The sequence below is a fragment of the Paenibacillus sp. FSL R10-2796 genome, assembly GCF_037965315.1.
GTDB classification, from domain to species: Bacteria; Bacillota; Bacilli; order Paenibacillales; family Paenibacillaceae; genus Paenibacillus_AQ; species Paenibacillus_AQ odorifer.
On sequence record NZ_CP150178.1, the window covers coordinates 1,582,107 to 1,595,694 of the forward strand.

At 43.9% G+C, this 13,588-nt stretch carries 14 protein-coding genes and 1 other annotated feature; of the genes, 12 read left to right on the top strand and 2 right to left on the bottom strand.

Annotated features, from left to right (window positions below):
- Positions 1-148: 148 nt before the first annotated feature.
- The 4 genes from NST58_RS07330 to rplT all read left to right on the top strand — a co-directional run bounded on the left by NST58_RS07330 (position 149) and on the right by rplT (position 2,817).
- Entirely contained in the window at positions 149-1,387 is a 1,239-nt protein-coding gene (locus NST58_RS07330; protein WP_036679513.1) for a glycosyltransferase family 2 protein, read from the top strand.
- A gap of 78 nt (positions 1,388-1,465) precedes the next feature.
- Positions 1,466-1,610, top strand: a sequence feature (ribosomal protein L20 leader region).
- 57 nt (positions 1,611-1,667) lie between these two features.
- Entirely contained in the window at positions 1,668-2,165 is a 498-nt protein-coding gene (infC, locus tag NST58_RS07335) for a translation initiation factor IF-3 (RefSeq protein ID WP_036679510.1), read from the top strand.
- A gap of 60 nt (positions 2,166-2,225) precedes the next feature.
- The gene (gene rpmI, locus NST58_RS07340; RefSeq protein ID WP_036679507.1) at positions 2,226-2,426 is read left to right on the top strand and encodes a 50S ribosomal protein L35; all 201 of its coding nucleotides are present in this window, start codon (positions 2,226-2,228) and stop codon (positions 2,424-2,426) included.
- Positions 2,427-2,457: 31 nt separating this feature from the next.
- Positions 2,458-2,817, top strand: a complete 360-nt coding sequence (gene rplT / locus NST58_RS07345) for a 50S ribosomal protein L20 (protein WP_036679505.1) — start codon at positions 2,458-2,460, stop codon at positions 2,815-2,817.
- Between the two features lie 129 nt (positions 2,818-2,946).
- Here rplT and NST58_RS07350 read toward each other — a convergent pair whose 3' ends face one another.
- On the bottom strand, positions 2,947-3,489 hold the full coding sequence (locus NST58_RS07350; protein ID WP_051491073.1) for an acyl-CoA thioesterase: 543 nt from the start codon (positions 3,487-3,489) through the stop codon (positions 2,947-2,949).
- Between the two features lie 309 nt (positions 3,490-3,798).
- Between NST58_RS07350 and NST58_RS07355 the strand changes: the two genes are divergently transcribed.
- The 5 genes from NST58_RS07355 to NST58_RS07375 all read left to right on the top strand — a co-directional run bounded on the left by NST58_RS07355 (position 3,799) and on the right by NST58_RS07375 (position 9,103).
- Positions 3,799-4,848, top strand: a complete 1,050-nt coding sequence (locus NST58_RS07355; protein WP_076107271.1) for a BMP family ABC transporter substrate-binding protein — start codon at positions 3,799-3,801, stop codon at positions 4,846-4,848.
- 179 nt (positions 4,849-5,027) lie between these two features.
- Positions 5,028-6,566: an ABC transporter ATP-binding protein gene (locus tag NST58_RS07360; protein ID WP_036679500.1), complete on the top strand. Its 1,539-nt coding sequence runs from the start codon at positions 5,028-5,030 to the stop codon at positions 6,564-6,566.
- Positions 6,559-7,632 carry an ABC transporter permease gene (locus NST58_RS07365; RefSeq protein ID WP_076107269.1) on the top strand — a complete coding sequence of 358 codons (1,074 nt, stop codon included), beginning with the start codon at positions 6,559-6,561 and terminating at the stop codon, positions 7,630-7,632. Before NST58_RS07360 ends, NST58_RS07365 begins: the two co-directional genes overlap by 8 nt.
- Positions 7,633-8,589, top strand: coding sequence for an ABC transporter permease (locus NST58_RS07370; RefSeq protein WP_036679496.1), 957 nt, complete (start codon positions 7,633-7,635; stop codon positions 8,587-8,589).
- A 184-nt stretch (positions 8,590-8,773) separates the two neighbouring features.
- Positions 8,774-9,103 carry a hypothetical protein gene (locus NST58_RS07375; protein ID WP_076128060.1) on the top strand — a complete coding sequence of 110 codons (330 nt, stop codon included), beginning with the start codon at positions 8,774-8,776 and terminating at the stop codon, positions 9,101-9,103.
- Between the two features lie 22 nt (positions 9,104-9,125).
- On the opposite strand, the gene NST58_RS07380 is transcribed toward NST58_RS07375, so the two are convergent.
- Entirely contained in the window at positions 9,126-9,572 is a 447-nt protein-coding gene (locus NST58_RS07380) for a GNAT family N-acetyltransferase (RefSeq protein WP_036679492.1), read from the bottom strand.
- A 591-nt stretch (positions 9,573-10,163) separates the two neighbouring features.
- Here NST58_RS07380 and ilvB point away from each other — a divergent pair.
- The 3 genes from ilvB (at position 10,164) to ilvC (ending at position 13,561) form a co-directional block, all read left to right on the top strand.
- Positions 10,164-11,906: a biosynthetic-type acetolactate synthase large subunit gene (ilvB, locus tag NST58_RS07385; RefSeq protein ID WP_036679490.1), complete on the top strand. Its 1,743-nt coding sequence runs from the start codon at positions 10,164-10,166 to the stop codon at positions 11,904-11,906.
- Positions 11,903-12,391 carry an acetolactate synthase small subunit gene (gene ilvN, locus NST58_RS07390; protein ID WP_170914191.1) on the top strand — a complete coding sequence of 163 codons (489 nt, stop codon included), beginning with the start codon at positions 11,903-11,905 and terminating at the stop codon, positions 12,389-12,391. Before ilvB ends, ilvN begins: the two co-directional genes overlap by 4 nt.
- Positions 12,392-12,568: 177 nt before the next feature.
- Positions 12,569-13,561, top strand: a complete 993-nt coding sequence (gene ilvC / locus NST58_RS07395) for a ketol-acid reductoisomerase (RefSeq protein ID WP_036679485.1) — start codon at positions 12,569-12,571, stop codon at positions 13,559-13,561.
- Positions 13,562-13,588 lie beyond the last annotated feature (27 nt).

Consider the following 13,588-nt stretch of genomic DNA (forward strand, 5'->3'; position numbering starts at 1 on the left):
GCATATATAAAAATTGTAAAGTCTGCCGAGAATAAGAATACTCTTGGTCTATTGTTAAGGGATGCAACAAAAGGGTCAGAAAGAACGTCAAGCAAGCTAGAGAGAAAAAAAGAACACCAAGAGTGAAAAAAGGGGGCATCAAAAGGTCATGACAGACGCACTGTTTGTTACGCTCCAAGTGATCTTGGCAGCAATCGCAGTCTATCAGTTTACGTTTTCATTATTCGGACTGCACAGGAAAAAGAAAAAAACGCAGTATAAGCCGGAAAAATCTTTTGCCGTACTTGTTGCCGCACATAACGAGGAAGAAGTTGTCGGCGCATTAATGGAGAATCTGAAGCAGCTTAATTATCCATCAGAACTGTACGATGTATTTGTAATTTGTGACAATTGTACAGACGGTACAGCTCGCATCGTTAGAGAACACGGCATGAACGCTTGTGTCCGCACCAATGCAAATCTGAGAGGTAAAGGCTACGCAATAGAATGGATGCTTAAAGAGCTGTGGGCTATGCCCCGGCAATATGATGCTGTTGTCATGTTCGATGCCGATAACTTGGCGCATACTGAGTTCCTGATGGAGATGAATAATGATCTTTGTTCAGGTGCACGGGTAATCCAAGGTTATATCGACACCAAGAATCCAGAGGATTCCTGGATTACAGCTGCTTATGGTATTTCGTACTGGTATATTAACCGTTTGTGGCAACTTTCACGCCATAATTTAAATATGGCTAACTTCCTTGGCGGAACCGGAATGTGTTTTGAGACCACACTTCTTAAAGAAATGGGCTGGGGAGCTACAAGTTTGGTCGAGGACTTGGAGTTTACGATGCGTAGTGCAGCACATGGTGTATATCCTAAGTTCAATTATGATGCAAAGGTATTTGATGAGAAGCCGTTAACCTTCAAGGCCTCCTCAAGACAGCGTCTGCGTTGGATGCAGGGGCACTTCACTGTTGCTCGCCGTTATTTTTTCCCATTGCTTTGGCAAAGTATTAAAGAACGCAGCTTAACGAAGTTTGACCTCGCGCTTTATGGAGCGAATGTATATATTGTATTGCTCACTTTTTTAATGACGGCGGTAATGTGGGTGGATATGGCGTTCTTTAACGGACCGAATATCGCTAACATTTACGGCAGCTTGCCGATCTGGCTCAGCTTCCTGGCTATTGGCGCCAATCTGGTGACTTTTGGTATTGCGATGGCATTGGAGAAGGTTACGTTCAAGAAAGTATATGCTTATCTTGTATTCTTCCCGATCTACTTGATCTCGTGGTATCCGATTACGTTCTATGCGTTCTTCACGCAGAACAATAAGCAATGGAGCCATACCAAGCATACTCGCGTAGTACGACTTGAAGAAGTACAAAGTAAGCAGGTATAAAATTCACGAAATTTCTGCATAAAAGGATTGACACCCCGAATAGTGTGGTGTATAGTATTCAAGTACGCAAATCATAGGGATTGCAAGAAGAAGCACCTGCTTCTCACCTGACTGGCATATTCGCCGGCTGGTTTTGATCTCAATGCTTTATGAATGTTAATGTTCATGAACGTTGATCAAACACGGGGTGTCGGGTGTTACCGGCACCCCTTTTTTATGGAGTTACGTGAGAATAGTTGTTAAAAAGATCCGGAGGTGGAGAGTTATCAGTAAGGAACATATGATCAATGATGAAATTCGGGCCAAAGAGGTACGGTTGGTTGGTGCGGAAGGTGAGCAAATCGGAATTAAACCGATCCGCGAAGCGCTGCAAATGGCGATCGATCTTAATCTGGATCTAGTCAATGTAGCACCACAGGCTAAGCCGCCGGTATGCCGCATCATGGATTACGGCAAGTTCCGTTATGAAACGCAGAAGAAAGAGAAGGAAGCGCGTAAAAACCAGAAGGTCGTTGATATCAAGGAAGTCTGGTTCCGTGCTAACATTGAGGAACATGATTATCAAACTAAGTTCCGCAATGTGATCAAGTTCTTGGGTGAGGGCGATAAAGTGAAGTGCTCCGTACGTTTCCGCGGACGTGAGATTACACACGCGAATATCGGCCAAAAAATCCTCGAACGAGTGAAGAACGAAGTGGCTGATATATCTGTTGTTGAGCGCCAGCCAAAGCTGGAAGGCCGCAGCATGATTATGATTTTGGCTCCTAAAGCTCAATAAATCTGGAGTCACTTGCTTATCTGCAATTTGGCGCCGCATAATATTCAAGGAGGAAACACCATGCCTAAGATGAAAACACACAGCAGCCTGAAAGGCCGCTTCAAAATTACCGGAACTGGTAAAGTAACACGTTACAAAGCTCACAAAAACCACTTGCTGTCCCACAAATCTAAACGCGCTAAGCGCGTTCTGAACGGAAATCCAGTAATGGCCCCTGGGGATGTAAGACGTTTGAAACAAGGATTGGCTAACTTGAAATAGTTTATTACACATTTTTGGGAGGTTTATTAATATGGCAAGAGTTAAGGGCGGATTTGTAGTTCGTCGTAAACATAAAAAAGTGTTGAAATTGGCAAAAGGTTATTTCGGTTCTAAACACCGTATTTTTAAAACAGCTAAAGAACAAGTAATGAAATCGATGGTTTACGCTTACCGCGACCGTCGTCAAACTAAACGTAACTTCCGCAGACTGTGGATCGTTCGTATTAATGCAGCAGCTCGTTTGAACGGTCTTTCTTACAGCAAGCTTGTATACGGCCTGAAATTGGCTGGTGTAGAAGTTAACCGTAAAATGCTGGCTGATCTGGCTGTGAATGATCTTAACGCATTCAACTCCTTGGCTGGTATTGCTAAAGAGAAAATCAACGCGTAAGTGTTGTAATATAACCGAAAAGCACCGCCTGCGGGTTGCCCATGCAGCGGTGCTTTTTTGTGCGGTAAGATAGGGATGAAGCAGCGTTGACATTCCCTACATAAAAGAAAAAGCTCTGCATCTGCAGAGCTATTCCCAGTACTTTATGGTGTTTAATTGAGCGGCGAGTTTTTTGCTGATATTGCGGCGAACTTTTCGTAGCTCGGAACGTTCATTAGCAGATTCGTTGATCAGCTTCTCTTCGTCTGTCTCTGGGATGATAGCTGGGACCGGAGTAGGCGTGCCATCCTCTTCGACTGCGACAAAGGTTAGGAATGAAGTAGCAGCGACAGCGCGCTCTCCAGTATATAGATTTTCTGAAATGATCTTCACAAACACCTCTATGCTTGTCCGTCCGGTCCAGGAGACGAAGGATTCAAAGCATACGGAGTCAGTAGGGCGAATGGGTCTCAAGAAGTCTACAGAGTCTGTAGAGGCTGTGACGACGTTAGTTCGACAATGGCGCATAGCTGAAATGGAGGCTACTTCATCAATGCCGCTCATAAGCTTGCCACCGAATAATGTTTTGTGATTATTGACATCATTAGGGAAAACGCGTCCGGTTTTGAAGACACGGGATTCACGGCAATATTTGAAGGCCGGTGTTGTTTGTGGATTTATTTCTTCGGTCATGATCTGATAACTTCCTTTCAGTGCAATTACTAAGGAATCATAATAATAGAAAACACTTAAGTGTGCAATAATATTTGTAATGTGTTGGAATACTATACAGAGTAAAATCAGGGTTTCTGACATTAACCAGACATAACTGTAACATGCTATGTCATGGAAAGCGGTTACTTGCTAAAAAGTGCAAATTATTATTGACCTGAGGTCATTTATGCACTGGATTTTAGATTTTATTGCAGTTATAATTTGAACTAATGGAATGTCCAAGCAGAACACAGAAGACATCCAATATTTTAAGGGGGATTACATTCAATGAAAAAAGGTTTAAAGCTATCTCTTGCAATGTTGCTGTCTCTTACAGTCGTTTTGACAGGCTGTGGAAACAACAATAACAACGCCGCTAAAGGTGAAACTAATGCAGGAACCAATGCAGGAACAAACGCACCTAAATCCGATTTCAAATTTGGTATGGTTACTGACATTGGTGGCGTAAACGATAAATCGTTTAACCAATCCGCATGGGAAGCATTGCAAGCTCTTGAAAAAGAAACAGGTAGTGGCGTTAAGTACTTGCAAAGTAAATCAAATGCTGACTATGAGCCAAACCTTAACTCCTTCGTTAAAGATGGATACAATTTGACTTGGGGTATTGGTTTTGATCTTGGCGACGCAATTAAAAAAGTAGCTACTGAGAACCCAAATGCTAACTTGGCTATCATTGATAGCGTAGTTGAAGCTCCTAACGTAGCTTCCGTTACTTTCTCCGAAAATGAAGGTTCCTTCTTGGTTGGTGTGGTTGCTGGTCTGACTACAAAAACTAACAAAGTTGCATTCATCGGTGGTCTGGAAAGCCCTGTAATCAAACGTTTTGAAGCTGGCTTTAAAGCTGGTGTAGCAGCAGTTAACCCTTCAGCTAAAGTAACACCTACTTATGCTGGTGGTTATGACAAACCAGACGTTGGTAAATCTCTTGCGGCTACATTGTATAACGACGGAAACGACATTATCTTCCCTGCTGCTGGACAAACAGGAAATGGCGTATTCAACGAAGCTAAAGCTCGTAACAAAGCAGGCGGTACTAAAGTATGGGTTATTGGTGTAGATAAAGACCAATCCATCGAGTTTGGTACTGACGTTACTTTGACTTCCATGATCAAACGTGTAGACGAAGCTGTTCTTAAAGTTTCTAAAGAAGTAATTGACGGTACGTTCAAGGGTGGTACTACAACCGTTCTTGGTCTGAAAGATAATGGTGTAGGTATTTCTGATACTAAGGACAACGTTTCTGAAGAGATCCTGGCTAAAGTTGAAGAATACAAAAAACAAATCATTGATGGAACAATCACTGTTCCTTCCGAGTAATAGTTAGTCTCCATTTATTGCAATACAATAAGGATCAAAGAATAAGGCCGGTGTTGTGCTGGCCTTATTCCTTGTTAAAGCACTGGTTATGATAAGAGGAACATAGATATACCGCCTTACAAAGGGCGGTACATCCGTGTCTATAAGGTAGTTATATATTCTGTGATGAGGGTGATTCCATGAGTGCTGCGGCTCCTGTCGTAGAGTTGAAGCAAATCACAAAACGCTTTCCCGGTATTGTTGCTAACGATTCCATTAGCTTGACGCTTAAAAAGGGTGAAATCCTTGCATTGCTTGGTGAGAATGGTGCAGGCAAGTCCACTTTAATGAACATTGTATTTGGATTGTATCAACCGGATGAAGGCAGTATTGAAATCGACGGGAAACCGGTTATTATTGATAACCCCAATAAAGCTATTGAGCTTGGTATTGGTATGGTTCATCAGCATTTCAAGCTTGTGGAGCCTTTTACGGTGACCGAGAATATTGTTCTTGGGATGGAGCCGAAAAAAGGTCTTAAAATTGACTATAAATCCGCTGCGGAACAGGTTCGGAAGCTATCGGAGCAATATGGCCTGCAAGTGAATCCAAATGCCGTTATTCATGACATTTCGGTAGGTATGCAGCAAAGGGTAGAAATTATGAAGACCCTGTACCGTGGAGCGGATATTCTCATATTTGATGAGCCGACCGCAGTACTTACGCCTCAAGAAATTACGGAACTCATGGCGATTATGAAGCGGCTTGTTGCAGAGGGAAAATCCATTATTTTGATCACGCATAAGCTTAAAGAAATCATGCAAATATCTGATCGGGTCACCATTATTAGACGTGGGAAAGTAATTGATACTGTGAATACCGCAGAGACCAATCCTAATGAGCTAGCTGAAAAAATGGTTGGGCGTGGCGTAACTTTTAAAGTGGACAAGAAAGCTCCTGAAGTTGGCCAATCTGTACTCAAACTGAAGGATGTCAGCAGTAAGAGTAAAGACGGGGTCTCCGTACTGGATGGTCTTAGCTTTGAAGTTAAAGCAGGGGAAATTCTCGGGATTGCTGGCGTAGATGGCAATGGACAAAGTGAGTTGATCCAGGCCATTACAGGTCTGCGCAAAATTGATTCGGGTTCGATAACCGTTTCTGGCAATGAAATTGCTAATTTATCACCGCGGAAGGTTTCAGAGATGAATGTCTCTCATATTCCTGAGGACCGCCACAAGCATGGATTAGTGCTTGATTTCACCATGAGTGAGAATATGGTTTTGGAAACCTATTATAAGAGTCCTTACAACAAAAATGGCTTTTTGCAAAATGATGTCATTGATAAGTACGCAGCGAAGCTTATAGAGCAATTTGATGTACGTACACCTTCAATAGAGACCAAAGCCCGTTCTTTATCCGGCGGAAATCAACAGAAAGCGATTATTGCGCGGGAAATAGATAAAAATCCGACATTGTTAATTGCCGCACAACCTACGCGCGGTTTAGATGTTGGGGCTATCGAATTTGTTCAGAAGCAACTCATAGCTCAGCGTGATCAAGGAAAGGCTGTTCTACTTATTTCCTTTGAATTGGACGAGATTATGAACGTCTCTGACAGAATCGCTGTTATCTATGAAGGGAAAATTGTCGGTGAAGTGTTCCCGCAAGATACGAATGATCAGGAACTGGGTCTTATGATGGCAGGCAGCTTGCAGCGGGGAGGTAAGGCAGTTGAATAAGTTCAAAAAAATCTTCACAACTGACAGCTACATCGTTCCTCTGGTTGCCATCGTGCTTGGTTTTCTTGTGGGAGCAATAGTTATGCTTCTGGGCGGTTATGATCCGATAACTGCTTACTCCGCACTGTTCAAACGGGTGTTTGGTAATTTGTATAACTTTGGTGAAGCTGTGCGCGAAATGACACCATTAATGCTCACCGGGCTAGCCGTAGCTTTCGCATTCCGTTCAGGGATGTTTAATATCGGGGCAGATGGCCAAGTAATGATTGGTATGACAGCGGCAACAGTGGTGGGTATTAAGATGGCAGGTCTGCCATCCTTCCTGCTTGTCCCGCTTGCTGTAATTATTGCGGGTGTCTGCGGTGGTTTATGGGCAGGGATCGCTGGCTATTTGAAAGCAAAACGTGGAATTAACGAAGTTATTACCACAATCATGTTAAACTGGATTGCTCTTTACCTGTCGAATTATATCGTTAGAAACTTTTTGTTGCTTCCAGGACAAAATCGTTCCGAGGATATTCCGGCCTCGCTTTCCATGACCTTTTTGAATTCGATATTTGATAATGCACGTCTACACTGGGGTACAGCTATTGCTCTTGCTGCAGCGGTATTCTTCTATGTGTACTTATGGAAGACCAAGCAGGGCTACGAAATGCGTGCAGTTGGTTACAATCCACATGCTGCCGAATATGCAGGGATGAATGTTGGACGTAACGTTATGAAAGCAATGTTCATAAGTGGTGTATTCGCCGGTCTGGCCGGAGCAGGAGAGGTGCTTGGTGTATTCCATTATCAAGCTATTTTCGCGGCATCGCCAGGATATGGATTTGATGGTATCGCTGTTGCTCTTCTTGGTTTAACACATCCACTTGGTGTTATTCTGGCTGCGATTCTCTACGGTACGCTGACTTATGGTTCTGCGGGTATGAGTTTTGCTGCAGATGTTCCACCAGAGCTTATTCGTATCGTTATTGGTTCAATCATATTCTTTATTGCGGCACAAGGGATTGTGCGCTGGGTGCTTAAGCCCTTTTACTTCAAGCGCAAGAAAGAGAAGGTGTTATAGATGGATCTGCAGACGTTAGGTCAACTGCTTAATACAACGCTTGTTTTTTCCACAGCGCTCATTTTTGCCTCACTTGGCGGCATCTTCTCTGAACGTTCCGGTGTCGTAAACATTGGACTTGAAGGTTTGATGATGTTTGGTGCCTTTGCGGCAGCAGTAGGCGGTTATTATGCTCAGGACGCTGGAATGGGCGAATGGGCTCCTTGGGTTGGTGTACTCTGTGCTATAGCTGTTGGTGTGCTAGGCTCACTAATTCATGCGGTTGCATCTATAACCTTTAAATCTGATCAGACGATTAGTGGTACGGTTATTAACTTTTTAGCTGCAGGAAGCACGCTCTATATGGTAAAGCTCCTGTTTGATGGATCTGCTGAAACTCCGATCATTGATGGGTTTAGCAAGGTTGCAATTCCTGGGCTCTCCAAAATCCCAGTGATTGGTGAAGGGATTTTTAATTCCTATCCTACAACTTATCTGGCCATAATACTGGTCATCGTTATTTATTTGGTTCTGTTTAAGACGCCATTTGGATTGCGTTTGCGTGCAGTAGGTGAGCATCCAAGTGCTGCAGATACACTGGGTGTAAAAGTTAATCGGATGAGATATATCGGTGTAATGTTGAGTGGATTGATGGCGGGTATTGGTGGGGCTACAATCACTTTAACAACAACCGGAACCTTTGGACATAATACAATCTCTGGTCAAGGTTTTATCGCCATTGCAGCGATGATCTTTGGGAAATGGAATCCACTTGGCGCCTTTGGTGCAGCGGTATTCTTCGGATTCTCCCAAGCGATTCGCAACTATGTTCAATTGTATGAGTGGTCACAAAATATTCCTCAAGAGTTTATCTTTATGATCCCTTATGTACTGACTATCATCGTACTGGTAGGGGCTGTAGGCCGTTCCTCTGCTCCTAAGGCATTAGGTCAGCCATACGATCCTGGTAAGCGATAGACATGTAACTATTCAAAGCCGTATTTCCGGTCTTTTCCCGGAAATACGGCTTTTTTATTAGGATCAGCAAGGATAAACATTGAGGCAGGAGGGCAAGTGTACAGGCGAAGGTCCTTTCCAACGAATAGACTGTTTTGTAGATGATGCGAATGAGAGGCGTACAAAACATTTAGGAGGGGATCATATGACTAAGCCAGTTACGAAGAAGCAAGTTATGAGACTCGTAGGTAAGCAGATCATTGCAGTAAAAAAGGACGGTACTCAGGTGACAGGGAAACTGCTTCGTGTATCCGGAAATCGTCTGATATTACAACGCGTAAGTGGTAAAAAAGTACAAACCAAAGCAATCATTCCTTTAGTGTTGTTTGATTTGCTAGCCATTGGTACAGCACCTTATGCTTTTGGTGGTGGCTATGGCGGTGGAGCGCCTTATGGCGGAGGTCCTGGCTATGGCAATCCTTATGGAGGTTACGGGTACGGAGGCACACCCTATCCACCTTTCGGATTCTTTTAAGTTCAGTTGAAATTTGATTTAACTAGATGAACCTTTTCTCCAATTCGTAACAGAAGCTTAGGGATTGATAACGGGCTACGCTGTAGCCCAATTTTTGATAAAAGGCAAGAGCTGCTGTGTTTCCTAAATCGACGGATACCTTAGCCCGATGACATCCGCGTGATAGTGCAAATCGTTCTGCTCGATCCATGAGCATATTCCCCAAGTGTTTGCGCCGTGCTGCGGGTGCTATGGCTAACATATCGATATAAAGTAAATCACCATGCAGCAGGAAATGGACAAACCCCATTGGATCACTCTCATAGTCGGGACAGGCGACTAAGGTGATACCGTGTCCCAGACGACGGGGGATATCTTTTTTGATTTTGGCAATTTCAGTCTTTGGCAAATGAGATAATGGTACAAGCTGTCGCTCGATTAAATCAAGGATAATGACGTCATCCTGCTTGGGTCGACGATAACGGATCATAGAGCGCCCCCTTTCTACGCATTGTCGTACATCATATGTCGGGAGCATGGTGGGGGTTCCCAGCACGTAGAAGTAGGAGTTGTGACAATATTAAAAATAAGGGTATTGACTTATCCATGTTAGGAATCATATAATGTGTCTAAACATTTTATCGAACATACATGTATCGGCAATGATGAGGACGAAGTTTTAAGGGCTCTTTTGCTCAGAGAGTGTGAGGATCTGCTGCAACCTCCACCGAAATCCCTTATATACGAGCTCACCTCGGAGCTGTTTTCCTGAAAGGTCCACTGGCTAGAGTGGTGGAATTATTAGGGGAAATCGTTTAGTCCGCGTTAGGGACTTCAGGTTACAGAGATTAGGGCCCTTGCCTACATCGATGGATTTTTGTATACCTGATAAGGCGTTGCATCGCGAGATGTAATGCAAACATGGGTGGTACCACGGAAGATCAACCTTTCGTCCCTCACGCGCTAATACTGTGCGTGGGAGGCGAAAGGTTTTTTTGTTTTATAAGGAACCATTTGCTGATGTATAAAGGACGGTCCGTCATTTGCATAATGAATGTTAAATATCGGAGGAGGAATACTGATGAGCGCGCAAATACCGGAATTACGGTCTACTGAGCAGTTAAAAGAAAAATGGATGGAGCCGGAGGTCATTTCCGGTTCCGAGATATTACTCCGCAGCCTTGTATTAGAAGGTGTAGACACTGTATTCGGATATCCGGGTGGAGCTGTACTGTACATCTATGATGCATTGTACGGTTTTACGGATTTCAATCACGTGTTAACACGTCATGAGCAAGGTGCTATTCATGCAGCTGACGGTTACGCTAGAGCAAGTGGCAAACCAGGGGTATGTATAGCTACCTCAGGTCCCGGAGCAACGAATCTTGTAACAGGTATTGCTACAGCATATATGGACTCCACTCCATTGGTTGTAATCACAGGTAACGTATTCTCCAGCCTGATCGGTACAGATGCTTTCCAGGAAGCAGACATTACCGGGATAACGATGCCAATCACTAAGCATAGCTACTTTGTAAGAGATGTTGAGGATCTCCCGCGTGTTATACATGAAGCTTTTCATGTGGCGAATACCGGTCGTAAAGGTCCAGTGTTGATCGATATTCCGAAAGACGTGTCAGCAGCGAAGACGTTGTTCACACCAGTGAAAACAGTGAATCTTCGGGGCTACAATCCTTGTACAGTTCCAAACAAACTGCAGCTTGATAAATTGGTTCGTGCGATTGCGGTTGCTGAACGTCCGATCATCATTGCAGGTGGTGGAGTTATTTACTCCGGAGCACATGAAGCTATGTTCGAATTCGTGAAACGGACAGAGATTCCAATTACTACAACCTTGCTGGGTCTCGGAGCTTTCCCTAGTGCAGAAGAACTTTGGATGGGAATGCCGGGTATGCATGGTACGTATACCGCGAATAATGCGATCCAACAGTGCGATTTGCTCATTAATATCGGTGCACGTTTTGATGACCGTGTTACTGGCAGACTGGACGGCTTCGCGCCAAAAGCCAAAATCGTGCATATCGATATCGATCCTGCAGAAATCGGGAAAAATGTATCGCCTGATATTCCGATTGTAGGCGATGTGAAAACGGTATTGGAAATGCTGAATCCTGAGGTTGGCCGCGCATCTAATGCTGATGCTTGGAGAACACAGATTGCTCAGTGGAAGCTAGATCAGCCGCTTCGGTATAAGGATTCAGAAACAGAGCTTAAACCACAATGGGTGATTGAAATGATCAATGACACCACTAAAGGTGAAGCGATTGTTACAACGGATGTTGGTCAGCATCAAATGTGGGCTGCACAATACTATAAGTTCAATCATCCGCGTTCATGGATTACTTCAGGCGGTCTTGGAACGATGGGCTTCGGATTCCCGTCAGCTATCGGTGCACAGATGGCACATCCTGAACGGTTGGTAGTATCGATTAATGGTGATGGCGGCATGCAAATGTGTTCCCAAGAGCTAGCGATATGTGCGATTAACAATATACCAGTCAAAATTGTAGTAATTAACAATCAGGTGCTTGGCATGGTTCGCCAATGGCAGAATCTTATCTATGATAAACGTTACAGCTTTACAGACCTCGCAGGCAGTCCGGACTTCGTTAAGCTGGCTGAGGCCTATGGTGTAAAAGGTCTACGGGCGACGAATAAGGAAGAAGCACGTGATGCATGGCAGAAAGCACTGGAAACACCGGGTCCAGTATTGGTAGAATTCGTTGTTCCAAAAGACGAGAATGTCTACCCGATGGTAACTCAAGGTTCAACCATCGATCATATGCTGATGGGGGATGAATAACAGTGACAAGACATACGATTTCTGTACTCGTAAATGACCAGCCGGGTGTGCTTCAACGGGTGTCGGGTTTGTTCGGTCGCCGCGGATTTAATATTGAGAGTATAACGGTTGGCCAGTCTGAAGAGGTTGGATTGTCCCGGATGGTTATCGTTACTCTTGGAGACCAGCATACGCTTGAACAAATCGAGAAGCAGCTCTACAAGTTAATTGATGTAATTAAAGTCGTTGATCTTGGATCTAAGCCCATGGTTGCTCGTGAGCTGGCTCTGATTAAAGTGAATGCTGATCCAAGTGAGCGTCCGGAAATTATGGGCGTTGTAGAAACCTTCCGGGCTTCAGTTGTTGATATTGGCAGCACTACATTGTTAGTACAGGTAGTTGGAGATACAGTGAAGATTGATGCGATGATCGAGCTTTTGAAACCTTATGGAATCAGAGAACTGTCTCGCACGGGTATTACGGCTATGGTACGCGGTAACTCTTAAATATTTTATTTTGCGACTTTAACGGATTACTGCTTGATTGCATTAATCTGATATGATATGAATGAACTTCCCGCTAAAGAGCGGGAGCTTGAGGAGCAGCTAGATCTTCTATGATTCCAGTTCTCTTGAAGCACCCGCTCTTTATGATGGGTCTCAAATTAAAGGAGGATATTGACAATGGCAGTTACAACGTACTATGAACAGGATGCAGAACTTAGTGTATTAAAAGGAAAGACAATTGCGGTAATCGGGTACGGTAGCCAAGGACATGCCCAAGCACAAAACCTGCGTGACAGTGGTCTTCAAGTTGTCATCGGTCTTCGTGAAGGTAAATCTTTTGAAACTGCGAAAAATGACGGTTTTGAAGTATTGCCAGTAGCTGAAGCAGTATCCCGTGCAGATGTTGTGCAAATCCTAATGCCAGATGAAACACAGGCTTCGGTATATAAAAATGAAGTAGAACCAAACCTTAAAAAAGGCGCAGCTTTGATGTTCTCCCACGGCTTTAACGTACACTTTGGACAAATCGTTGCTCCTAAAGATGCAGACGTGCTGCTTGTAGCACCAAAATCTCCAGGTCACATGGTTCGTCGTACTTATGTTGAAGGCTTTGGCGTTCCTGGCTTGATTGCTATCGAACAAGATGCAACTGGAAAAGCTAAAGAAATCGGTCTTGCTTATGCAAAAGGTATCGGCTGTACACGCGCAGGGGTTATCGAAACTTCCTTCCGTGAAGAAACCGAAACTGACTTGTTCGGTGAACAAGCTGTACTTTGCGGTGGTGTATCCGCACTGATCAAAGCTGGCTTCGAAACATTGACAGAAGCAGGATATGCTCCTGAGATGGCTTACTTCGAATGTCTGCACGAATTGAAGCTGATCGTTGACATGGTATACGAAGGCGGATTGTCCAGCATGCGCGATTCTATCAGTAACACTGCTGAGTACGGTGACTATGTAACTGGACCACGTATTGTAACTGAAGATACTAAAAAAGCTATGAAAGCTGTTCTGACAGATATTCAAGAAGGTAAATTCGCTCGTGACTTTATCCTTGAGAACCAATCCGGACGTGCTTTCCTTACCGCTACTCGCCGCAACGAAGCTGCTCACCCAGTAGAAGTTGTAGGTAGCCAATTGCGTGAAATGATGCACTGGATTAAGAAATAATCATAATCATACTTATGATTAAATAGT